Origin of the sequence: Pseudomonas asgharzadehiana (genome assembly GCF_019139815.1) — a bacterium.
In the GTDB taxonomy this organism is placed as follows: Bacteria; Pseudomonadota; Gammaproteobacteria; order Pseudomonadales; family Pseudomonadaceae; genus Aquipseudomonas; species Aquipseudomonas asgharzadehiana.
In genome coordinates, this window is sequence record NZ_CP077079.1 from 3,116,047 (window position 1) to 3,137,667 (window position 21,621).

Here is a 21,621-nt window from a genome sequence, read left to right on the forward strand (position 1 = left end):
ATCATTGGTCCTGTTTGCGGTTGAGGGCCAGCGCCTGGGCGGGCTGAAGGCGCACAACGTCGCCGTTGTGCAGCAGGTGCGCGCCGAGGGCGACGACGGTAGCGCCCGGGCTCACGCCGCTGTCGAGCAGGGCGTCTTCCTGGCCCAGGCCGGCAACTTTGACGGGGGCAAAACTGACCTTGTTGTCCTCGCCGATCAGCCACACGCCAGTTTCCTGCCCGGCGTCATGCAACGCACCAATGGGCACGCGGGTCTGCTGGGCCTGGCCGTTGCCCTGCAGGCGCACGGTGATGGTGGAGCCGAGGGCGAAACGCTCGACATTGCCATGCAGTACATACCGGGCGCGGTAGGTGCGGGTGGTCGGGTCGGCGCTGGCGGACAGCTCGCGCAAGGACGCCGTCACGGTTTGGTCGGGAGCGCCGAAGGGGAACGCCAGGGCTTTCTGGGCGGCCAGGTCGCGTTGGTTTTCCGGCAGGTTGACGATGGCTTCACGGGCCCCGTCATGGGCCAGCCGCGCGACGATTTGCCCTTCGGCGACCACCTGGCCGCGATCCACCCGCACATCGGTGATGATGCCGTCGCCATCGGCCTTGAGCACTGAGTAGGTGCGGCGGTTGTCGATCTGGCTGGCGTCCGATTGCGCCGCGGCCAACTCGGCCTCGGCAACCCGCAGGTTGGTCGCGGACTGGTCGAAGATCTGCCGCGACACGGCGCCGGTACTGGCCAGGCGTTGGTAGCGGTTTGCATCGTCGCGGCGTTGGCGTAATTGCGCCTGTGCAGCGTTGACGCGGTTCCTGGCCGAGCGCAGGGCCAGTTCGAAGTCACCGATATCCAACACCAGCAGAGTGTCGCCACGGGACACATGTTGGCCGGGATCGACCTTGCGCTCGATCACCTTGCCGCTGACGCGAAAGCCCAGGTCACTTTCCGTACGGGCCGCGACCACACCGGTATAGGCGCTTTGCTGGCTGCCGGCGGCTTCGACATGGGCGGCAAGTACCGGGCGCGGCTGTGGCGTTTGGGCGGCGGTATCCGCCTTGCTGTTGCAGCCATTGAGGATGATCAACAAAGCCAGGGGCGTGAGAAGACGCAGGGGGAGAGGGGGCATGGCGGACTCCGGGGTAACCAGTGGGCAAAAAATTATGGACATAATTTTTTACGCATATTATGGTCGAAATATAAATTAATCCAGCCCCCCGGATGATCCCCATGCTCAATACCCCGGCGCCCTCACGCAGCTTGTTGTGTTTATTGGTGGCCCTGACGGCACTCGGCGAAGTCTCGACCCAATTGATCATCCCCGGTCTTGGCGTTATCGAGCAGGCGCTGGTGGCGCCGCCGGGCTCGGCCTTGATGGCGTTGTCGGCGTTTGTCGCGGCTTTTGGCCTGGGGCAGTTGGTGTTCGGGCCGCTGTCGGATCGCATTGGCCGCCGCCCGGTATTGCTCGGCGGGTTGGTGCTGTATGGGGTGGCGACCTTGTCGATGCTGTTGGTCAACGATATTCATCAGTTTATTGCGGCTCGCGTACTGCAAGGCCTGGGCGCCTGCGCGGCGCTGGTGTTGGCGCGCACGGTGGTGCGGGATGTGTGGAAGGCCGAAGCGGGGCCGGCATTGGCGTTGACCATGATCGGCATGCTCTATGCCATCGTGGTTGCGCCGATGGTCGGCGGCCTGCTGATCAAGCTGGTGGGGTGGCGCGCGCCGATCATGCTTGCGCTGGCGATCGGCAGCGCGGTGTTGCTGCTGGCGCTGTTGTTCTTTCGAGAAAGCAATCACTACCTGGACCCCAAGGCCGGCCACTGGCGCACCCTGGGCGGGCACTATCTGGATTTGCTCAAGGGTCGCCAATATCGCGCATTCGCGGTGGCGTTGGCGTGCACCTATGGCGCGATGTTCGCGGTAATTGCCGGGTCATCGGCGGTCTTTATCAACCTGCTGGGCTTTAGCAGCCTGGAGTACGGCATCAATTTTGGCCTGATCGTGTCGATGCTGATCGTTGGGTCTACTTACACCCGACGCAATATCCTGCGCCTGGGGCCGCAACGGATTGTGGCGATGGGGGTGACGCTGGTCGCCATCGGCGGGGTATCGGCCGCGCTGATTTACGCGCTGTTTGGTTTGTCGGTGCTGGGCCTGGATATTCCAATTGCCCTGGCCACCTTGGGCGGCGGCTTGGTGTTACCTGGCGCGGTCACCGGCGGGGTCATGCCCAACGCGCACCGCGCCGGCCTGGCCGCGGGCTTGATGGGTTTTGCGCAGATGTTCGGCGCCACCTGTAGCGGCCTGTTGCTGAGCCAACTGCGTGATGCAAGTGCGACACCGATGATCATGATCCAGGCGGGTTTTGCGCTGATGGCGTTTGTCGCGTTTCACCTGTTGCGTAACCGGCGCGGGGCCCTGGTCTCAGCGGCGTGAGGCGACGGTTAATCGTTCTATGCATGGAACACTCAAGGCTGTTTATGCCATCTAGCGCTGAATTGGTATCAGCTATAAGGTGTATGCACTTTGGAGGATTACCATGAAAAAACTCATCGGCATCTACACCAGCCCTCGCGCCCACTGGGTCGGCGACGGTTTCCCGGTGCGCACGTTGTTTTCCTACGACAACCTTGGCAAACACATCAGCCCGTTCCTATTGCTGGACCACGCCGGCCCGGTCGATTTCACCCCGACCGAACAACGTCGTGGTGTCGGTCAACACCCCCATCGCGGCTTCGAAACCGTGACCATCGTTTACGCCGGTGAAGTCGAACACCGCGACTCCACCGGCACCGGCGGCACCATTGGCCCAGGCGATGTGCAATGGATGACCGCCGCCAAAGGCATTCTTCATGAAGAGTTCCATTCCGAAGCTTTCGCCCGTAAAGGCGGCGCAATGGAGATGGTGCAACTGTGGGTCAACCTGCCGGCCAAGTCCAAAATGGCCGAGGCCGGCTACCAGACGATTGTCGACGGTGATATTCCCGCACTGCCGCTGGCCAATGGCGCCGGCAACCTGCGCTTGATTGCCGGAGAGTTCGCCGGGGTCAAAGGGCCTGCACGGACCTTCACGCCAATCGACGTGTGGGACATGCGCCTAAACGCCGGTAAGCCCGTCACGCTAGACCTGCACGCCGGACGTAACACCGCCCTGGTGATCCTGCGCGGCACCGTGCTGGTCAACGGCGAAGAAGTGGCACGTCAAGGGCAACTGGCATTGTTCGAACGTGACGGTACGCAACTGGTGTTGGAGTCCAACGATGACGCCATGGTGCTGCTACTCAGCGGCGAACCGATCGACGAACCCATCGTTGGGCATGGGCCGTTCGTGATGAATACCGAACAGGAGATTCACCAAGCGTTTGCGGACTTCCAGTCGGGAAAATTTGGGCGTATGGGTGCATGAAGCCTCACCGCGACCCCTGTGGCCGCTGGCTTGAACTGCGATAGCAACGCCGTGGCGTTACGCATACGTTGAGGCGTTTGCATCGCGGATAAGTTGGCGCCCACATTTTGTTTTCCAGCGTTCTCAATTCATGCGATCTTCACGCCATTCGCCCTGGAGTCGCCTGGATGCCCTCATTTATCTCTGATCACCCGATGCTGTGCGCCCTGGCGTTGATCCTCATCGACATCGCTGTGTGGCGCTTGATTTCGGTCAGGCTCGCCAATTGGAAACTCGTCGCACGCCTGGTCATTTTTGCGGTGTTCAGCGCTGTACTGTTCAACGACGGCATGAACCCCATGCTGGTCCCGCCGTATGCCGACAACACCGCCTTGCATATGGCGGCCACGGCCTTGCAGATCGGCTGGTGGCTGTTCGCGGCGCGTACGCTCACGGTGTTGCTCGGTGCGCTGATGGTGCAGCGGGTCGGGCATACCGGGCGGTTGTTGCAGGACCTGATCGGCGCGGTGATTTTTCTGATTGCGATCATCGCCGCGCTGGCCTACGTACTCGACCTGCCGGTCAAAGGCGTGCTGGCCACGTCCGGGGCGGTGGCGATCATTGTGGGCCTGGCGTTGCAAAGCACCTTGAGCGATGTGTTCTCCGGGATCGTGCTCAACACCACCAAGCCTTATCAGCTGGATGACTGGATTTCCATCGATGGTACTGAAGGCCGGGTCACCGATATCGACTGGCGCGCCACGCGCTTGCAGACCTCGCAGGGCAGCATGGCGGTGATCCCCAACTCCCTGGCGGCCAAGGCCAAGATCATCAACTTTTCGCGCCCGGCGGATATGTTCGGCCTGGCCGTCAGTTTGCAGGTCAGCCCCCACGCGCGCCCGCAAACCGTGATCGAAGCATTGGAGCGCGCGATGCAGGGCTGCCGACCGTTGCTGGCCAAACCGGCGCCGAGCGTGGCATTCAAGACCTCGGCCAGTGGCGGAGTGGAGTATGAAATCAGTGGGTTCGTGCCCGCCATGCCCCTCAAGCGCGAGGTGCGCAACCAACTCTATGACCTGGCCTTCCGGCATTTGCAGGCGGCGGGCGTGAGCCTGTTGTCGGCGGTCGAAAGCGCCACGCCGGTAGCGACTTCACGGCCACGGGCGCTGCTGGACAGTTCGTCGATTTTCTCCACGTTGCGCCAAGAAGAAAAGGAAACCTTCAGCCAGAACATGACCCTGCATGCCTACCGCGCCGGCGAGATGATCCTGCCGGCGGGCGAGGTGAGCGACCACTTGTTTATCGTCGAGTCCGGCGTGGTCTCGGTGATGCTGATCAAGGGCGGGCACGCGTTCGAGGCCGGGCGCATGGGCCCGGGCGAGGTGATTGGCGAGGCGGGTATTTTGACGGAGCAGGCGGCCCTGGCGGACTTTACCGCCAAGACCTTCTGCACGTTGTACCGCATCGAAAAGGAATACCTGACCCCGTGCCTGGACGCGCGCAAAGACATCGCCGACGCGATGAAAACCCTGCTGGATTTCCGCCTGCACGCCGCGCAGGCCCTGACCCAGGAGGCGCCGGTGGTGCCGGTGAAGAAGGGCTTTATGCAATGGCTGCGCAAGCGCGGTCTCTGAGCACTGAAGGTTTGGAGCTTGATCCGACTCACCGACTACATCGCCAACGTTGCCCAAACCCCCGCTGATCATCGGCGCCCATTGTTTTATTGCCGGCGGCTCACTGCTGCGTGGCGGTTGCGGGGTGGATGCGCACTGCATTATCGGTCCGGGCGCCGAGTTGAAAACCAGCTTTTTGTTCAGTGGCAGCAAGCGGGCTCATTTCAATTTTGTGAAGGACGCTGAGACGACCTTATAAACGCAGCGTTGAAAAGACCATGGTGCAACGGCGCGATATTAAATAGAATGAATCTCATTTGAGACTCACTCGCGCCGCGCAGGTTGCTTGCCATGAATGATGCTGTTGCCCCGACGCACGCCCCTGAACCGACGCTATCGAGCCTGTACCGTGACCACCGCAGTTGGCTGGAAAGCTGGCTACGCAGGCGCCTGGGCAACGCCTGGGACGCGGCGGACCTGAGCCAGGATACGTTCCTGCGCGTGTTGGCCAGTGCCCAGCCGCTGGCGCAGTTGCACGAACCCCGCGCTTACCTGGTGACAGTGGGCAAGCGCCTGCTGGTGAATTTTCATCAGCGCCGCAGCCTGGAACAGGCCTACGTGAACGCGCTGGCCAATTTGCCTGAAGCCTGCGTGCCATCGCCCGAACAGCGCTGGCTGGTGCTGGAAACCCTGCAAGCCCTGGACGAATTGCTCGATGGCTTGCCGGTGCTGGTACGCCGTGCGTTTTTGTGGAGCCAGTTGGAAGGCCTGGGGTACCGCGAGATTGCCGAGCGCCTGCAGGTTTCCGAACGCACGGTAAAACGCTACATGGCCCAAGCCTACGAACACTGCCTGCTGGTGGACCTGTGAGCCGCGAGGTGGCGCGTGCCGCCGCTCAGTGGCTGGCGCTGCTGGAATCCGGTGCCGCCACCGAGCGTGACCACGCCGCGTTGCAGCATTGGCGCGACAGCCATCCCCAGCATGAGCACACCTGGCAGAAAGCCCAATCCCTGCGCCGACGTTTCAGCGATTTGCCTCAAGCCTTGGCCATGGCCAGCCTCGATCGCCCGCAACCCGGTCGCCGCGCGGTGCTCAAACGCGCCCTGGGTGTGGCGGCGTTGCTGCCGGCCGCCTGGTTGATCAGCCGTCAGTTGCCCGTCGACACCTGGCGCGCCGACCTGCACACCGCCACCGGCGAACGCAAACGCCTGCCGCTGGCCGACGGTGCCAGCCTGCAACTCAACACCGCTACGGCGGCTGACGTAGACGTGGCGCAGCGGCGTATCAGGTTGGTCGATGGCGAACTGGCGTTGAATGTACCCGGCATGGCGCCGATGACGCTGCAAACCCGCTATGGCGAGTTGCTGGTCAGCCAGGCTGAAGTCTGTGTGCGCCAACTGGCCGCCGGCTGTCGGGTGTCGGTGCTCAAGGGCGCGGTGCAAGTGCGGGATTTGAACGGCAAAAGCACGACCTTGCAGGCAGGGCGGCAAGCGCCGTTAAAGGCCAGTGGGCTCGGCTCCTCGGCGCCATTTGATGTACTGCAACTCGGTTGGCGCGATGGTGTGCTGAGCGCTCAGAACCAAACGCTCGGCGACTTTTTGCGCGAACTGGAGCGCTATCGTCCCGGCGTGTTGCGCTGGGAGCCGGGCCTTGAAACCTTGCGGGTAACCGGCAGTTTCCGCCTGGACGACACCGACCGCATCCTCAGCCTGCTGGCCTCGACACTGGGCCTGGAGGTGCAAGCGCGGACGCGGTATTGGGTGAGCTTGCGCAAAAAATTGGCGTGATACCTGTTGGGTGGCGAGGACGGCAGCGGCTTGATCGGTTGTCATGCATATATCTAAAAAGAATAAATAAAGAGTTATATATTCCTTTTAATGTGTGTGCCGATGGCGCACTTTGGGGGCCTGCGCATTCGTGCGGATTGACCCAACAGCCAAAAGGAAAGCCGACATGACCATTAAAGCGATCAACGTGCGCAACCAGTTCAAGGGCGTGATCAAAGAGATTCTGCTGGGGGAAGTGGTGTCGGAAATCGACGTGCAAACCGCGTCCGGCATCGTGACGTCGGTGATCACCACCCGTTCGGTGCGTGACTTGGAATTGAAAGTGGGCAGTGAAGTGATCGCCTTCGTGAAGTCGACCGAAGTGTCTATCGCCAAGTTGTAGGCGCAGGCCCCCGCGTACCGGCGGGGGCTGTTCTTGGGGCGTGCTTTAGCGGTTTTGCAAGCTGCGCTCCAAGCGCTGCAAGCCTTCTTCCAGTATCGCCCGCGGGCAGCCGAAGTTCAGGCGCACGAACTGTTGGCTGTCATCGCCGAACTCAATTCCCGCACTCAAGCCGACCTTGGCCCGGTCCAGAAAGAACTGCTGCGGGTCTTCCAGGCCCAGGGCCGTGCAATCGAGCCAGGCCAGGAAGGTACCTTGCGGCGCATGCATCACCACACCGGGCAGGCGAGTGTTCACGGCATCGAGCAGGTAGTCGCGGTTGGCTTGCAGGTAGTGCTTGAGCGCTTCAAGCCATTCGCCGCACTGGCTGTAGGCGGCGCGGGTGGCTTCCAGGCCCAGTGGGCTGACGCTGTCGACCATGCCGCAACGCGCGTTGTTGAAACGCTCGCGGATCTCGGCGTTCTGGATCACGGCAAAACAGGTTTTCAAGCCAGCCACGTTGTAGGCCTTGCTCGCCGACATCAGCGTGATGGTGCGCTGCGCGATCTCTGGGCCGAGGCTGGCGGTAGGGATGTGGCGGCGGCCATCGAAGCACAGTTCGGCATGGATTTCGTCACTGATGATCAGCGCGCCTTGCTCCAGGCACGCGTTGGCGAGCGCCAGCAGTTCTTCACGCGGGAACACTTTGCCTATCGGGTTGTGCGGATTGCTCAGCAGCAGGGCGCCGGCGCCATTCAGCGCTTCGTTCATGGTGGACATCGGCGTGACATAGTCGCCGTCGACCAATTGAAACGGCACTTCAATACGCGGCAAATTCCAGTGCCCGGGCGCCAGGCGAATCGGGCGATAGTTCGGGGTTTGCAGCACCACCGGCTGGCCAGGCGCTACAAACGCGTGCAGCGCCATGTTGAACCCCGGTTCGACGCCGGGCAAAAACAGCAGTTCTTCAGGCAGCACGCGCCAGGCGTACTTGGCCCACAGGTCGGCCACGATGGCGTCGCGTACCTCCGGGCCGGCCACGCTGTAGCCGAGGATCTGCTGGTCCAGGCGCGCATGCAGGGCTTGCAGCACGGCGGGCGGCGCGGCGATATCCATGTCGGCGATCCACATCGGCAATACATCGGCCGGGTAACGGTTCCACTTGGTGCTGCCGGTGCCGAGGCGTGGGTGGATCTTGTCGAAATCAAAGCTCATGGAGGCGCTCGTGTCTGGGAGGCGGCGGAAAGTGGCGCGAAATATAGCATGGGTGTTTTGATGGCCGTTCTGTGACCGACAAGTTCTGTAATAAAAACGCCATTGCGCTGGGGATTAAACCCGCCACGGGCTATTTTGGTGCATCTCAATAACCAGAGTAGCCATGGATGAAATACCAACCCTTCAGCCGTACCTTGATTGCCACCGCGCTGGTGTTGACGGTCAGTGGCGTGCACGCCGCGTCCCAGGCCCCGGTGGCCGGTGAAAATGGCATGGTGGTGACGGCCCAGCACCTGGCAACGCATGTGGGCGTGGATGTGCTCAAGGCGGGCGGCAACGCGGTGGATGCGGCGGTGGCCGTGGGCTACGCGCTGGCGGTGGTCTACCCGGCGGCGGGTAACCTGGGCGGCGGCGGCTTCATGACCGTGCAACTGGCGGATGGGCGCAAGACCTTCCTCGACTTCCGCGAAAAAGCGCCGCTGGCGGCTACCGCCAATATGTACCTGGACAAGGACGGCAACGTCATCGAAGGGCTCAGCGCCAAGGGCCACCTGGCCGTCGGCGTACCCGGCACGGTTTCCGGCATGGAGCTGGCCCTGAGCAAATACGGCACGCTCAAGCGCGCCCAGGTGATCGCCCCGGCGATCAAACTGGCGGAAAACGGCTTCGCCCTGGAGCAAGGGGATATCGACCTGTTGCACACCGCCACCGGCGAGTTCGAAAAAGACAAGGACCTGCGCGGTATCTTCCTGCACAACGGCCAACCGATGCAGGTGGGCCAGAAGCTGGTACAGAAAGACCTGGCCAAGACCCTCAAGGAAATCTCCGCCAAGGGCGCGGACGGCTTTTATAAAGGCTGGGTCGCCAAGGCGCTGGTGGATTCCAGCCAGGCCGGCAAGGGCATCATCACCCAGGCGGACCTGGATAAATACAAGACCCGCGAACTGGCGCCCATCGAATGCGACTACCGTGGCTACCACGTGGTCTCGGCGCCGCCTCCAAGCTCGGGCGGCGTAGTGATCTGCCAGATCATGAACATTCTCGAAGGCTACCCGATGGCCGACCTGGGCTATCACTCGGCCCAGGGCCTGCACTACCAGATCGAAGCGATGCGCCACGCCTACGTGGACCGCAACAGCTACCTCGGCGACCCGGACTTTGTGAAGAACCCGATCGAGCATCTGCTCGACAAAAACTATGCGACCAAGCTGCGCGACGCGATTGAGCCGCAAAAGGCCGGTGACTCCCAGGCGATCAAGCCGGGCGTGTCGCCCCATGAAGGCAACAACACCACCCATTACTCCATCGTCGACAAGTGGGGTAACGCGGTTTCCGTCACGTACACCTTGAACGACTGGTTCGGCGCGGGCGTGATGGCGAGCAAGACCGGCGTGATCCTCAACGATGAAATGGACGACTTTACCGTCAAGGTCGGCGTGCCGAACATGTATGGCCTGGTGCAGGGTGAAGCCAACGCCATCGCCCCAGGCAAGGCGCCGCTGTCGTCGATGAGCCCGACCATCGTTACCAAGGATGGCAAGGCCGTGATGGTCGTGGGCACGCCGGGCGGCAGCCGTATCATCACGGCGACCTTGCTGACGATCCTGAATGTCATTGACTACAAGATGAACATCCAGGAAGCGGTCGACGCGCCGCGTTTCCACCAACAGTGGATGCCGCAAACCACCAATCTGGAGACCTTCGCGGTCAGCCCGGACACGCAAAAGATCCTCGAAAGCTGGGGCCATCAGTTCGCGGGCCCGCAGGATGCCAACCACTTGGCGGCGATCCTGGTAGGCGCGCCATCCCTGGGGGGCAAACCGGTGGGTAACAACCGCTTCTACGGCGCGAATGACCCGCGTCGCAATACCGGGCTGTCGCTGGGTTACTAAGACGGAACATCGACCCACCTTCCAGGCTCTACCCAAAGAGCCCTGGAAGGAGCCCGTTCCATGAAAGCGCTTAAAATTGCCACCTTCAACATCAATGGTCTGCGGGCGCGCCTGCCCAACCTGCTGCAATGGCTGGCGCGCGAGCAGCCCGACATCGTCTGCCTGCAAGAACTCAAGGCACCGCAAAGCCTGTTCCCCTACACCGACTTCGAAAGCGCCGGCTACGGTGCGATTTGCCTGGGCCAGGCGGCGTGGAACGGTGTGGCGATCCTGGCGCGGGACGCCCAGCCGCTGGAAAGCCGACGTGGTTTGCCCGGCGATGACGACGACAACCAAAGCCGCTATATCGAGGCAGCCGTGCACGGCGTGTTGGTTGGCTGCCTGTATTTGCCCAACGGCAACCCGCAACCGGGGCCGAAATTCGACTACAAACTGGCCTGGTTCGAGCGCTTGATCGACTACGCGGGCGCGCTGCAAGCCAGCAAGCATCCCGTGCTGTTGGCGGGGGATTTCAATGTGGTGCCCACTGACCTGGACATCTACAACCCGCGCTCCTGGCTCAAGGATGCCTTGCTGCAACCCGAGAGCCGCGCCTGTTACCGGCGGCTGCTCGACCAAGGCTGGACCGACGCCCTGCGGCACCTGTATCCCGAGGAGCGTGTGTATACGTTCTGGGATTATTTCCGTCAGCACTGGCAAAAAAATTCCGGCCTGCGCATCGACCATCTGCTGCTCAACCCGGCACTCAAGCCGTACTTGAAAGACGCGGGCGTGGACGCCTGGGTGCGTAACGAGCCCCACGCCAGTGACCATGCGCCGACCTGGATTCAACTGGGCACGCGTAAAAAGCGCTGATGCCCGCGCCGATCAGCATCCGGCCTGCCGTCAGGCGGGTGAGGGCGTGGCGAGCAACTGCGTCACGGCGGCGAACGCCTGGGCGCGCCGCGCGGCCCAATCCCCGCGAATCACCACTACGGGCTGGCGATGCTGCTGCATCCAGTGCAGGCTGGCCTGGAAAAACGCGCGGCGGTCCGCCAGCTCCGGTTGGCAGCGTTGGCCGTCGGCGGTCCATTCGACATCTTCGGGCGAGAGCAGCAAGTGCAGGTCGTAGTGGCGCGCCAGCAACTCGTCATCGAGCCAGGCGGGGTAATCGCCGAACAAGGTCTGGCTCCAGAGCTTGTTGGTGAGCAGGTGAGTGTCGAGGATCAGCAGCCTGGGCTTTGCTGCGCGCGCGGCGTCTTCCCAGGCCAGTTGGCCGTGGGCGATAGCGGGAATATCCGCCAGGCAGGTGTCGCGTTGATGAACATCGATGAAATGCCGCACATATTCGCCGACCATCAAGCCGCCGAAATGCGCGTGCAGCTGCGCCGCCAACCAACTTTTACCGCTGGATTCGGGGCCGGCCAGCACCACTACCTTCATGGCTGCAACGCCGGGTCGGCGCGCCATTCACGCCAGCCTTGCACGGCGATCACAGTGAACAGCGCATAGAGCGCGGCGGTGAGATAGAGGCCTTTATAGAGGAACAGCCCGACGAAGATCACATCCACCGCAATCCACAACGGCCAGCATTGCACGCGCTTTTGCGCCATCCACATTTGCGCGACCAGGCTGAAGCCGGTGAGGGCGGCGTCGAGCCACGGTTGCGCGGCGTCGGTCCAGTGGGCCATGGCGGCGCCTAGCAACAGGCTGCCCACTGCGCCCACGGCCAGGCTGGCCATCACCGCAGGCACTCCCAGCCGGGTGACCTGGCGGCCGTGCTTGACTTCGCCGGCGCGGGTCCATTGCCACCAGCCATACACCTGCAGCGCCGCATAGACCACTTGCAGCAGCATGTCGGAATAGAGTTTCACGTCGTAGAACACCCAGGTATAGAGCAGCACCATCACCAGGCCGATGGGCCAGCACCACGGGTTTTGCTTGACCGTCAGCCAGACAGCGATCACCCCCAGGGCGGCGGCGATCAGTTCAAGCCCGGACATGGCGGATCCTTGGGGGAGTGGGAGAGGGCGGTGATTGTAACCAGAGGTAAGCAATCTTCAAAACACTGAAGGGCAAATGTGGGAGCAAGCCCCCTCCCACATCTTGATATGTACGTCAGACCTTGAATTGGCGGAGCAGGCCGTCGAGTTGGTCGCTCAAACCGCGCAACTGGGTACTGGCCAGGCTCGACTGCTCTGCGGCTATCGCCGTGCTGTGGGACAAGCCCGCAGCCTCGGTAACGTTCTGGTTGATGTCTTCCACCACGTGCGCTTGTTGCAGGGTAGCGCTGGCAATCGAGGCGTTCAGGCCGTTGAGGTTGCGCAGGGCCTGGCCGATGGCCGTGAGGCTGGCGCCGGCCTGGCCTGCTTGCTCGATGGTGAGTTGCGAGGCGCTGTGGCTGTCGCTGATCACCTTGACCGCCGCTTCCGAGTGGCCTTGCAGGCGCTCGATCATCACCTGGATTTCGGCGGTGGATTTTTGCGTGCGCTGGGCAAGCAGGCGCACTTCGTCGGCCACCACGGCGAACCCGCGACCTTGCTCGCCGGCACGTGCCGCTTCGATGGCGGCGTTCAGGGCCAGCAGGTTGGTTTGGTCGGCGATGGAGCGGATCACTTCCAGCACGCCACCGATCTGTGTGCTTTCGCTGGACAGGGTGCGGATCACTTCAACGGCCTGGCTGATGGTATGGGACAGCTGATCGATCTGCTGCAGGCTGCCGTCGATATTGACCTGGCCTTGTTGGGCCTGTGCTTCGGCTTCGCGCATTTCGCTGGCGGCATGTTCGGCGTTCTTGGCCACGTCCTGCACGCCGTAGGTGACTTCATTGATGGCGGTGGCCACCAGTTCCATCTGCTGCGACTGCTGTTGGCTGCGGTCATGGGCCTGGCTGGCGTTATTGCCCATCTCCGTGGACGATTGCCCAAGGGCGTTGGCGCACGACTGCAACTGGCTCACCACCTGGCGCAGCTTCGCGGTAAAGCTGTTGAAGTGCTGGGACAGTTGGGTGACTTCGTCGCGGCCGTGGGTGTCGAGGCTGCGGGTCAGATCGCTTTCGCCGCTGGCAATATTACCCATGGCGTTCACTGCGGCCTGCAACGGTTGCACGATGCTGCGGGCAATCAACGCCACCAGCAAACCCATCAGCAGCGCGATGCCCAGCACAATGAACGAGGCTTTCCACACTTGGGCGCTGAACTCGGCTTGCACATCGTCCACGTATACGCCGGAGCCGATGATCCAGCCCCAGGGTTCAAACAGTTGGATATACGAGGTCTTGGCCACCGGCGCTTCGGAGCCGGGCTTGGGCCAGCGGTAGTTGACGATGCCGGCGCCCTTGGCCTTGGCCAGGCTGACGAACTCGTTGAAGATCGCAAAGCCGTCCGGATCGCGGATAGCCGAAAGGTTCTGGCCGTCGAGCTTGGGGTTGGTCGGGTGCATGATCATCACGGGCGTGAGGTCGTTGATCCAGAAATAATCATCATGGCTATAACGCAACCCACGCACTGCGCTCAGGGCTTGTTTTTGCGCGGCTTCGCGGGTCATCACGCCGGTGGTTTCGAGGCTGTGATAAAACGTCAGTATCCCGCTGGCGGTCTGGACCACGTGCTGGGTCTGTTGGCTTTTGGCCTGGTAAAGATCGTCATGAATCTGCTTGAGCATCAGCAAACCCAAGGCCAGCAGCATCAGCACGGCGACTATCAGGATCAGCCAAAGGCGGCGGCTGATCGACATATTGCGCAAACTGTTCATCGTCCTGTCACTCCGGGCTTTTTATAATTGTGGGCGTCGCATCGACTTTTACGCCTTGTCTGATAGGCTTTCGGCCTGAAGTCGCAAAACCTGAGTACTGTCTGATTTTTCACGAAATTTTGCAGGCCGGCATTGATCGCCATCAACGCCGGGCCTTTCGCGCGCTCGGTCAGTGAACCATTAAAAAAGATTGATAAGGCATGCCACCGCGCATGACCTTTGGGGGAAGCATGGATTTTTGGACCGCCATTCAGGCATTGATTCTTGGCGTAGTAGAGGGGCTTACAGAGTTCCTGCCGATTTCCAGCACCGGTCACCAGATCATCGTCGCCGATTTGCTCGACTTCGGCGGCGAACGCGCGATGGCGTTCAATATCATCATCCAGCTCGGCGCCATCCTGGCGGTGGTCTGGGAGTTCCGTCGCAAGATTCTGGATGTGGTCACCGGCTTGCCCACCCAGCGCAACGCCCAGCGTTTCACACTCAACCTGTTGATCGCGTTTTTGCCCGCCGTGGTGCTGGGCGTGATTTTCGCCGACCTGATCCACCATTACCTGTTCAACCCGATCACCGTGGCCACGGCGCTGGTGGTGGGCGGCATCATCATGTTGTGGGCCGAGCGCCGCGAGCATGAGGTGCACGCCGAGAGTGTCGACGACATCACCTGGAAAGACGCACTCAAGGTCGGCTTCGCCCAGTGCCTGGCGATGATCCCGGGTACGTCCCGCTCCGGCTCCACCATCATTGGCGGCCTGTTGTTCGGCCTGTCGCGCAAGACCGCCACCGAGTTCTCATTCTTCCTGGCCATGCCCACCATGGTCGGTGCGGCGGTGTACTCGGGCTATAAGTACCGCGACCTGTTCCAACCGGCGGACCTGCCGGTGTTCGCCATCGGTTTTGTGACCTCGTTCATCTTTGCGATGATCGCGGTCAAGGGGCTGCTCAAGTTCATCGCCAGCCATAGCTATGCGGCGTTTGCCTGGTACCGCATCGGGTTTGGCCTGTTGATCCTGGCGACCTGGCAGTTCGGCTGGATCGACTGGGCAGCGGCCAAGGCATGAGCATCCAGCATCCGCGCTTGAAGGCGGCGATCTTTGCGCTGTTGTGCGCGGCGCCGCTGCTGGGCTCGATAGGGGTGTGGCGGCGCGGTGAAACCGTGATCCCGCTGGCGGCCTACGGTCTGGTCAGTGTGGTCGCGTTTTTGCTGTACTGGAGCGATAAGCGCAAGGCGCGCACCGACAGTTGGCGCACCCCGGAAAACATCCTGCATGCGGTGGAACTGGCAGGCGGTTGGCCAGGCGCGTTGATTGCCCAGCAGGTGTTGCGCCACAAGACGCGCAAAGTGTCTTACCAGGTGCTGTTCTGGGTGATCGTGCTGCTGCATCAAGTATTCTGGCTGGACCAGTTGTTCCTGGGCGGCAGCTGGCTGTCAGTCCTCTAGCAGCAAGCCGATCTGCGTGCGCTTGGGCAGTTTGCTCACCACCAGTTGGTGGGAACGCCGCAACAAGCCGCGCAGCTCCTCGGCGCCGAGCGGGTAGGGCGTGTTCATGATCACCCACTGCGCACGCGCCAGGTACGGCGCGGGGTGGATGCCGGGGCGGTCCACGTGGCCCAGGAACAACGCTTTATCGACCTTGAACGCCAGCGAGTCGCCGCGCAGGTTCTGTAACGCGAACATCTTGTTGCCGGCAATTGAAAACACCCGCACGCCACCCCATTTGTAGTCCTCCCGCGCGCCGGGCAGGCTCAGGCAGAACGTGGCGACGTGTTCTTCGGTCATCTTCATAGCAGGCGGTCTCCGCAGCTTTTAAAGCCTTCTTCCAGATAATCGATCCAAGCGCGAATGGCCGGCAGTACGCCACGTCGATGGGGGTACACCGCCTGTAGCCAGCCGCCGGGCAACGACCATTCGGGCAGCAGTTGCACCAAGCGACCGCTGGCCAGCTCTTCCTCGCAATACATCATCGGCAGCACGGTAAAGCCCAGGCCCATGATCGCGCTGGCCTTGCGTACGTTGAAGTCATCCACGCCCAACCGCGCTTCCATCACCAGGTCGTGCGGGTTGCCCCGAGGGTCGAGCATACGCTGGTGCACCATGCGGTCGGCCTCCAATGCGCCAAGTATCGGCAAGTGCTTGAGGTCATCGAGGGTGCTGACCTGGCGGCCGTTTAGAAAGTTGGGGCTGGCAACCAGCACGGTCTGGGCCGGACGCAGGCGCTTGGTGACCAACAGCGGGTCCTCGTCGCCCAATTCGCGCACGCGCAGGGCCACGTCGATGCCTTCGGCCACCAGGTCGACACGGCGATTGACCAGGGTCATTTCCAATTGCACCTGGGGGTGGGCGGCGAGGAACCCGGCAACCACGTCGGGCATCATGTTTTGTGCCAAGCCCACCGGGCAAGTGACTCGCAACCGCCCGCGCGGCTCGCTGGACATACTCGCCACGGCCTCATCGGCCATCTCGGCTTCCAGCAGCATTGCCTGGCAGTGACGCAGGTAGCGCTCGCCAACGGCGGTCAGGGTCAACTGCCGGGTAGTGCGTTGCAGCAGGCGCGCGCCCAGGCGTTCTTCCAGCTCGGCAATGCGCCGCGACAGCCGTGACTTGGGAATGCCCAACAGCCGACCGGCGGCCGCGAAACCGCCGGCTTCGACAACTTTGGCGAAATAGTAGAGGTCGTTAAGGTCTTGCATGGTGGAGCCTATTGTCCTGTCAGTGGGACAAACTATCGCATTTCAGACGGCTTATCGAACATTGGTTTCATACGTAGTATCACCACCATCTGATCGCCACCGTCGATCCCATTCGGAGACCTACCATGAAACTGTTGCACATCGATTCCAGCATCCTCGGCGACAACTCGGCTTCCCGTCAGCTCAGCGCCGGCGTTGTCAAAGCCTGGCAGGCGGCCGAACCGGGTGTGGAAGTGACTTACCGCGACCTGGCCGACGACGCTATCAACCACTTTTCCGGCGCCACGCTGGGTGCATTGGGCACCGCCGCTGAGCTGCGCGATGCCGCGCAAAAGCACGAAGCCGAGCTGAGTGCCTCGTCGTTGGCGCAATTTCTTGCCGCCGACGCCATCGTGGTGGGCGCGCCGATGTACAACTTCACCATCCCGACTCAGCTCAAAGCCTGGATCGACCGCATCGCCGTGGCCGGCCAGACCTTCCACTACACCGAAGCCGGCCCGGAAGGCCTGTGCGGCAACAAAAAAGTCATCATCGTGTCTACCTCCGGTGGCATGCATGCCGGTCAAGCCACCGGTGCGGCCCACGAGGGCTACCTGAAACTGCTGTTCGGCTTCCTTGGCATCACCGATATCGAAATCGTGCGTGCCGAAGGCCTGGCCTACGGTGATGAAGTGCGCAGCAAGTCCATGAGCGACGCCAACGTACTGATCAACGAACAATTGTTCGCCGCCGCGTAAGGCTTGTGTAAATTTCGCTGTCCCCCGGTTTCAATCTGAAACCGGGCGCCTAAACTCTGTATTCTGCTCGCCTGAACGCGACCGGAGTGCGGAGTTTTTTCGTTTGCCCGCGGTCTTTTTTAATGTGGCCCAGGTTGTGCAAGCATGGGTTCGACACCCTGGGCTTTTCATTCGACATGTCGGTTCTCACGCAGCAAAGGTGGACATCCCCATGATGCGTCTTTGTGCTGTTATGGTTCTTTCCCTGCTCGGCAGCCTGATTTCAGTGCACGCCGCGCCCGCGCCGCACCCTCATTGGAGTGTGGGCTTTCATCGCATGACGTTTCTCGACCCGCTGGATTTGCAGCCAATGAAGGCCGTCGCGTTCTATCCCTCCACCGACACCGAGCACAGCACGCAGGTGGGCGCCTATCACGTCGCCGCCACGGAAGACTCCAAGATCGCCATCGGCCGTTTCCCGATGCTGATGCTGTCCCATGGCAACACCGGCACGCCACTGGCGTTGCATGACCTGGCCACCTCGCTGGCGCGCAAAGGGTTTGTGGTGGTGGCGGTGCTGCACCCCGGCGACAACTATAAAGATCACAGCCGCCTGGGGACGCTGAGCAACCTATATGGGCGGCCGATCCAGATTTCCGAAGCCATCACCGCGACCCTGGCGGACCCGATGCTGTCCCCCTTCGTTGACGTCGACCAAGTGGGCGTTATCGGCTATTCCGCCGGCGGCGAGACGGCATTGATCCTGGCGGGTGCCAAGCCGGATTTCGATCGCCTGCGCCGCTATTGCCAGGAGCGCCCCGAAGACCGTGATGCCTGTACCACCAAAGGCGAGCTGGTGGTCGACCGGGATGACTTGCAGCCGCAGTCCGACCCACGTATCCACGCGCTGATGTTGATGGCACCCCTGAGCCTGATGTTTGGTCGGCACACCCTGGCCGACGTGCATGTGCCGGTGCTGCTCTACAGCGGTGACGGTGACAAGCTGGTGGCCGTGGACAAAAACGCTGCGGCCCTGGCGCGCAAACTGCCGCAGCCGCCGGATTTCAAACTGCTGGCCGGGGCAGGGCACTTCGTGTTCATGGCTCCGTGCGACAGCGACCAACTGGCGGCAATGCCGGCCATCTGCACGGATGCCGACGGCGTCGACCGCGAAGGCATTCACCGCGACCTTATTTCCGAGGCCGGACGCTTTTTCGCCCACACCCTCAGCGAACCTACCCGCGCCGGCCTGCAAACGGCTGATCAGTAAGCGCGCCGCTGAAGCAGCAAGGTCAAGCCCAATGCCGTGACCGACAGCAGCGCGGCGCAGAAGAAAATCCAGCCATAGCCAAGGTTCAGCGCTACAAAGCCCATCAACGGCCCGGCAATCGCCAGGGCCAGGTCGAAGAACACCGCGTAGGCGCTCAACCCGGCGCCACGGCTGCTGTTGGGCACCTGCTTGATGGCTTCCACGCCCAGCGCCGGGTACACCAGCGATAAACCGAAGCCGGTCAGCCCGGCACCGATCAACGCTACGCCGGTGGTAGGGGCCAGCCAGAGCAGCGTGAGGCCCAGGGTTTCGATGACCATGCAGGCAATCGCCGCGCGAAAGCCGCCAAAACGGCTGATCGCCGAGATAAACACCAGCCGCGACAGAATAAAGCACACGCCAAACACCGTGAGGCAGTACGCCGCGCCGGTCCAGCCGCGATTGAGGTAATACAACGTGATAAAGGTGGTGAGGGTGCCGTAGCCGATGGACGCCAGGCACAAGCTGGCGCCAAACGGGGCGATACGCCCGAACACCGCCCAGAACGGCAGGCGTTCGCCGCGCACCACCGGCACCGATGGCTTGTTGCGGATCAGCACCAGGCCCAACGCCGCCAGCACGGTGAGTGCCAGCCCCAGGCTGTTGTAGCCGTACTCGGCGACCATCACCACGCCCAGCGGCGCACCAATGGCGATGGCGCCATAAGAGGCGATGCCGTTCCAGGAGATCGAACGCGCCGTATGCTCCGCGCCAACCTGGCCCATGCACCAACTGATGGTGCCCACGCCGATTAACCCTTGGGCCACGCCCAGCAACAGCCGGGCGACGATCAGAATGCCCAGGCTCAAGCCGGGAATGCCGTGCAGCAGCGTCGCGAAAAATGTCAGCACGCCACTGATCAGGATGCCGGCCAGTCCCAGCACAATCGCACGCTTGGTGCCGACGTTGTCCGACATCCGCCCGGCCATCGGGCGGCTGAGCAGGGTGGCCAGGTACTGCGAGCCGATAGTCAGCCCCGCTACCACCGCGCTGAAACCCAGTTGCTCATGTACATAGCCAGGGATCACCGCAATCGGCAGGCCGATGCAGATAAAGGCGATAAAGGTGTAGAAGACGATGGAGACGATCTGCAGGGTGATCGACAGGGAGGAGGGGGCGGCGTTGGGCATGGACATTCGTTCGCTGGCGGGCGGTAAGGGCCATGATGGCATAACCCGACTCTGACGCCACCGCAATATCAATGTGGGAGGGGCTTGCCCCTCCCACATGTGGGTCCTGCGTTGTGCTTGCCGCTGAGCGTTGTACTTAGAACACCACGCCCTGGCTGCGCAGGTAATCGTCATAGGTGCCGCTGAAGTCGATCACGCCATCGGCGCTCAGCTCGATGATGCGGGTGGCCAGGGACGACACGAACTCACGGTCGTGGCTGACGAAGATCAGCGTGCCCGGGTAGTTCTCCAACGCCAGGTTCAGTGCTTCGATGGACTCCATGTCCAAGTGGTTGGTCGGTTCGTCCATGATCAGCACGTTCGGCTTTTGCAGGATCAGCTTGCCGAACAACATGCGGCCTTGCTCACCACCGGAGATCACCTTGACCGACTTGAGGATCTCGTCGTTGGAGAACAGCATGCGGCCCAGCGTGCCACGGATCATTTGTTCGCCCTGGGTCCACTGGCCCATCCAGTCGAACAGGCTCATGTCGTCTTCGAAGTCGTGGGCGTGGTCCTGGGCGTAGTAGCCCAGCTCCGCGGCGTCGGTCCACTTGATGCTGCCCGCGTCCGGGGTCAGTTCGTTGACCAGGGTGCGCAGCAGGGTGGTCTTGCCGATACCGTTCGGGCCGATGATCGCCACGCGCTCGCCGGCTTCAACCTGGAAGCTGAAATCCTTGAACAGCGGCTTGCCGTCGAAACCTTTGGCCATCTTTTCGACCATGACCGCCTGGCGGTGCAGCTTTTTGTTCTGCTCGAAACGGATGAACGGGCTCACACGGCTCGACGGCTTGACTTCGGCCAGCTGGATCTTGTCGATCGCCTTGGCACGGGAAGTCGCCTGCTTGGCTTTCGAGGCGTTGGCCGAGAAGCGGCTGACGAACGATTGCAGCTCGGAGATCTGCGCCTTTTTCTTGGCGTTGTCCGACAGCAGTTGCTCGCGCGACTGGGTCGCCACGGTCATGTATTCGTCGTAGTTGCCCGGAAACAGGCGCAACTCGCCGTAGTCCAGGTCAGCCATGTGGGTGCACACGCTGTTCAGGAAGTGACGGTCGTGAGAGATGATGATCATCAGGCTGGAGCGCTGGGTCAGGATGTTTTCCAGCCAGCGGATGGTGTTGATGTCCAAGTGGTTGGTCGGTTCGTCGAGCAACAGCACTTCAGGGTCGGAAAACAGCGCCTGGGCCAGCAATACGCGCAGCTTCCAGCCAGGCGACACTTCGCTCATCGGGCCGAAGTGTTGTTCCAGGGGAATACCCAGGCCCAGCAGCAGCTCACCGGCGCGGGATTCGGCGGTGTAGCCGTCCATTTCGGCGAACTCGGTTTCCAGCTCGGCCACGGCCATGCCGTCGTCTTCGCTCATTTCGGGCAGCGAGTAGATACGGTCACGCTCGGCCTTGACCTTCCACAGCTCCTCGTGGCCCATGATCACGGTGTCGAGCACGGTGAATTCTTCGTAGGCGAACTGGTCCTGGCGCAGTTTACCCAAGCGCACGTTCGGCTCGAGCATGACCTGGCCACCGGACGGATCAAGGTCGCCACCGAGGATTTTCATGAAGGTCGACTTGCCGCAACCGTTGGCACCGATCAAACCATAACGGTTACCGGCGCCGAACTTGACCGAGACATTCTCGAAGAGCGGCTTGGCGCCGAACTGCATGGTGATGTTAGCTGTGGAGATCAATTACTTTACCTATCAATGGGTTGCGAGCATGGCGGCAAGCGCCGTCAGGCAGGCATCAACAGCGACATCAAGGCGCGAAACCCGGTCGCTG

At 62.0% G+C, this 21,621-nt stretch carries 21 protein-coding genes and 1 pseudogene; 13 read left to right on the forward strand and 9 right to left on the reverse strand.

From position 1 onward, the window contains the following. Position 1: 1 nt before the first annotated feature. Positions 2-1,108: an efflux RND transporter periplasmic adaptor subunit gene (locus KSS96_RS14020; protein WP_217854959.1), complete on the reverse strand. Its 1,107-nt coding sequence runs from the start codon at positions 1,106-1,108 to the stop codon at positions 2-4. A 101-nt stretch (positions 1,109-1,209) separates the two neighbouring features. Between KSS96_RS14020 and KSS96_RS14025 the strand changes: the two genes are divergently transcribed. From KSS96_RS14025 to KSS96_RS14055, 7 genes and pseudogenes are all read left to right on the forward strand, one after another. Beyond that, positions 1,210-2,415 carry an MFS transporter gene (locus tag KSS96_RS14025; RefSeq protein WP_017528974.1) on the forward strand — a complete coding sequence of 402 codons (1,206 nt, stop codon included), beginning with the start codon at positions 1,210-1,212 and terminating at the stop codon, positions 2,413-2,415. Between the two features lie 103 nt (positions 2,416-2,518). Next, positions 2,519-3,385, forward strand: coding sequence for a pirin family protein (locus KSS96_RS14030; protein ID WP_217854962.1), 867 nt, complete (start codon positions 2,519-2,521; stop codon positions 3,383-3,385). 167 nt (positions 3,386-3,552) lie between these two features. Further along, complete coding sequence (locus tag KSS96_RS14035) at positions 3,553-4,998, forward strand: mechanosensitive ion channel family protein (protein ID WP_135196306.1); 1,446 nt, start codon at positions 3,553-3,555, stop codon at positions 4,996-4,998. Positions 4,999-5,047: 49 nt separating this feature from the next. Next, positions 5,048-5,221, forward strand: a pseudogene (locus KSS96_RS14040) (LpxA family transferase); the annotation flags it as partial. Between the two features lie 107 nt (positions 5,222-5,328). Beyond that, positions 5,329-5,847, forward strand: a complete 519-nt coding sequence (locus tag KSS96_RS14045; RefSeq protein ID WP_017528982.1) for a sigma-70 family RNA polymerase sigma factor — start codon at positions 5,329-5,331, stop codon at positions 5,845-5,847. Then, the gene (locus tag KSS96_RS14050) at positions 5,844-6,764 is read left to right on the forward strand and encodes a FecR domain-containing protein (protein WP_065876878.1); all 921 of its coding nucleotides are present in this window, start codon (positions 5,844-5,846) and stop codon (positions 6,762-6,764) included. The genes KSS96_RS14045 and KSS96_RS14050 overlap by 4 nt, the downstream gene beginning before the upstream one ends. A 166-nt stretch (positions 6,765-6,930) precedes the next feature. Further along, positions 6,931-7,146, forward strand: a complete 216-nt coding sequence (locus KSS96_RS14055; protein WP_003173733.1) for a TOBE domain-containing protein — start codon at positions 6,931-6,933, stop codon at positions 7,144-7,146. Between the two features lie 45 nt (positions 7,147-7,191). Here the strand turns inward: KSS96_RS14055 and KSS96_RS14060 are convergent, their stop codons facing one another. After that, positions 7,192-8,337 (reverse strand): MalY/PatB family protein, encoded by a 1,146-nt coding sequence (locus KSS96_RS14060; protein WP_065876879.1) that lies wholly within the window; start codon positions 8,335-8,337, stop codon positions 7,192-7,194. A gap of 167 nt (positions 8,338-8,504) precedes the next feature. On the opposite strand from KSS96_RS14060, the gene ggt reads away from it, so the two are divergent. Further along, positions 8,505-10,229, forward strand: a complete 1,725-nt coding sequence (gene ggt, locus KSS96_RS14065) for a gamma-glutamyltransferase (protein WP_017528985.1) — start codon at positions 8,505-8,507, stop codon at positions 10,227-10,229. Between the two features lie 60 nt (positions 10,230-10,289). Continuing rightward, complete coding sequence (gene xth, locus KSS96_RS14070; RefSeq protein ID WP_017528986.1) at positions 10,290-11,084, forward strand: exodeoxyribonuclease III; 795 nt, start codon at positions 10,290-10,292, stop codon at positions 11,082-11,084. 30 nt (positions 11,085-11,114) lie between these two features. Here the strand turns inward: xth and KSS96_RS14075 are convergent, their stop codons facing one another. The 3 genes from KSS96_RS14075 to KSS96_RS14085 form a co-directional block, all read right to left on the reverse strand. After that, entirely contained in the window at positions 11,115-11,651 is a 537-nt protein-coding gene (locus KSS96_RS14075) for an AAA family ATPase (protein WP_017528987.1), read from the reverse strand. Then, a complete protein-coding gene (gene pnuC, locus KSS96_RS14080) occupies positions 11,648-12,211 on the reverse strand; it encodes a nicotinamide riboside transporter PnuC (RefSeq protein ID WP_017528988.1) in 564 nt (187 codons plus the stop codon). Before pnuC ends, KSS96_RS14075 begins: the two co-directional genes overlap by 4 nt. Before the next feature lie 115 nt (positions 12,212-12,326). After that, the gene (locus KSS96_RS14085) at positions 12,327-13,961 is read right to left on the reverse strand and encodes a methyl-accepting chemotaxis protein (RefSeq protein ID WP_017528989.1); all 1,635 of its coding nucleotides are present in this window, start codon (positions 13,959-13,961) and stop codon (positions 12,327-12,329) included. Between the two features lie 230 nt (positions 13,962-14,191). Between KSS96_RS14085 and KSS96_RS14090 the strand changes: the two genes are divergently transcribed. Together KSS96_RS14090 and KSS96_RS14095 are read left to right on the forward strand one after the other, a co-directional pair. Further along, a complete protein-coding gene (locus KSS96_RS14090) occupies positions 14,192-15,022 on the forward strand; it encodes an undecaprenyl-diphosphate phosphatase (protein WP_017528990.1) in 831 nt (276 codons plus the stop codon). Continuing rightward, entirely contained in the window at positions 15,019-15,402 is a 384-nt protein-coding gene (locus KSS96_RS14095; protein WP_017528991.1) for a DUF1294 domain-containing protein, read from the forward strand. The genes KSS96_RS14090 and KSS96_RS14095 overlap by 4 nt, the downstream gene beginning before the upstream one ends. Here KSS96_RS14095 and KSS96_RS14100 read toward each other — a convergent pair. Both KSS96_RS14100 and KSS96_RS14105 read right to left on the reverse strand, forming a co-directional pair. After that, entirely contained in the window at positions 15,391-15,747 is a 357-nt protein-coding gene (locus tag KSS96_RS14100) for an MmcQ/YjbR family DNA-binding protein (RefSeq protein WP_017528992.1), read from the reverse strand. The genes KSS96_RS14095 and KSS96_RS14100 overlap by 12 nt on opposite strands. Next, entirely contained in the window at positions 15,744-16,652 is a 909-nt protein-coding gene (locus KSS96_RS14105) for a LysR substrate-binding domain-containing protein (RefSeq protein ID WP_017528993.1), read from the reverse strand. The genes KSS96_RS14100 and KSS96_RS14105 overlap by 4 nt, the downstream gene beginning before the upstream one ends. Before the next feature lie 125 nt (positions 16,653-16,777). On the opposite strand from KSS96_RS14105, the gene KSS96_RS14110 reads away from it, so the two are divergent. Then, the gene (locus KSS96_RS14110) at positions 16,778-17,389 is read left to right on the forward strand and encodes an FMN-dependent NADH-azoreductase (RefSeq protein ID WP_017528994.1); all 612 of its coding nucleotides are present in this window, start codon (positions 16,778-16,780) and stop codon (positions 17,387-17,389) included. Positions 17,390-17,600: 211 nt separating this feature from the next. Then, positions 17,601-18,638 (forward strand): alpha/beta hydrolase family protein, encoded by a 1,038-nt coding sequence (locus KSS96_RS14115; protein ID WP_017528995.1) that lies wholly within the window; start codon positions 17,601-17,603, stop codon positions 18,636-18,638. Here the strand turns inward: KSS96_RS14115 and KSS96_RS14120 are convergent. Both KSS96_RS14120 and KSS96_RS14125 read right to left on the reverse strand, forming a co-directional pair. Then, entirely contained in the window at positions 18,632-19,807 is a 1,176-nt protein-coding gene (locus KSS96_RS14120; RefSeq protein ID WP_017528996.1) for an MFS transporter, read from the reverse strand. The genes KSS96_RS14115 and KSS96_RS14120 overlap by 7 nt on opposite strands. 136 nt (positions 19,808-19,943) lie before the next feature. Beyond that, positions 19,944-21,530 carry an ABC-F family ATPase gene (locus KSS96_RS14125; protein ID WP_026067350.1) on the reverse strand — a complete coding sequence of 529 codons (1,587 nt, stop codon included), beginning with the start codon at positions 21,528-21,530 and terminating at the stop codon, positions 19,944-19,946. Between the last annotated feature and the right edge of the window lie 91 nt (positions 21,531-21,621).

Bases quoted from the DNA above. Each gene is read 5' to 3' on its own strand.
- KSS96_RS14020 (WP_217854959.1), bottom strand. From the start codon at position 1,108: ATGCCCCCTCTCCCCCTGCGTCTTCTCACGCCCCTGGCTTTGTTGATC.
- KSS96_RS14025 (WP_017528974.1), top strand. From the start codon at position 1,210: ATGCTCAATACCCCGGCGCCCTCACGCAGCTTGTTGTGTTTATTGGTG.
- KSS96_RS14030 (WP_217854962.1), top strand. From the start codon at position 2,519: ATGAAAAAACTCATCGGCATCTACACCAGCCCTCGCGCCCACTGGGTC.
- KSS96_RS14035 (WP_135196306.1), top strand. From the start codon at position 3,553: ATGCCCTCATTTATCTCTGATCACCCGATGCTGTGCGCCCTGGCGTTG.
- KSS96_RS14045 (WP_017528982.1), top strand. From the start codon at position 5,329: ATGAATGATGCTGTTGCCCCGACGCACGCCCCTGAACCGACGCTATCG.
- KSS96_RS14055 (WP_003173733.1), top strand. From the start codon at position 6,931: ATGACCATTAAAGCGATCAACGTGCGCAACCAGTTCAAGGGCGTGATC.
- KSS96_RS14060 (WP_065876879.1), bottom strand. From the start codon at position 8,337: ATGAGCTTTGATTTCGACAAGATCCACCCACGCCTCGGCACCGGCAGC.
- ggt (WP_017528985.1), top strand. From the start codon at position 8,505: ATGAAATACCAACCCTTCAGCCGTACCTTGATTGCCACCGCGCTGGTG.
- xth (WP_017528986.1), top strand. From the start codon at position 10,290: ATGAAAGCGCTTAAAATTGCCACCTTCAACATCAATGGTCTGCGGGCG.
- KSS96_RS14075 (WP_017528987.1), bottom strand. From the start codon at position 11,651: ATGAAGGTAGTGGTGCTGGCCGGCCCCGAATCCAGCGGTAAAAGTTGG.
- pnuC (WP_017528988.1), bottom strand. From the start codon at position 12,211: ATGTCCGGGCTTGAACTGATCGCCGCCGCCCTGGGGGTGATCGCTGTC.
- KSS96_RS14085 (WP_017528989.1), bottom strand. From the start codon at position 13,961: ATGAACAGTTTGCGCAATATGTCGATCAGCCGCCGCCTTTGGCTGATC.
- KSS96_RS14090 (WP_017528990.1), top strand. From the start codon at position 14,192: ATGGATTTTTGGACCGCCATTCAGGCATTGATTCTTGGCGTAGTAGAG.
- KSS96_RS14095 (WP_017528991.1), top strand. From the start codon at position 15,019: ATGAGCATCCAGCATCCGCGCTTGAAGGCGGCGATCTTTGCGCTGTTG.
- KSS96_RS14100 (WP_017528992.1), bottom strand. From the start codon at position 15,747: ATGAAGATGACCGAAGAACACGTCGCCACGTTCTGCCTGAGCCTGCCC.
- KSS96_RS14105 (WP_017528993.1), bottom strand. From the start codon at position 16,652: ATGCAAGACCTTAACGACCTCTACTATTTCGCCAAAGTTGTCGAAGCC.
- KSS96_RS14110 (WP_017528994.1), top strand. From the start codon at position 16,778: ATGAAACTGTTGCACATCGATTCCAGCATCCTCGGCGACAACTCGGCT.
- KSS96_RS14115 (WP_017528995.1), top strand. From the start codon at position 17,601: ATGATGCGTCTTTGTGCTGTTATGGTTCTTTCCCTGCTCGGCAGCCTG.
- KSS96_RS14120 (WP_017528996.1), bottom strand. From the start codon at position 19,807: ATGCCCAACGCCGCCCCCTCCTCCCTGTCGATCACCCTGCAGATCGTC.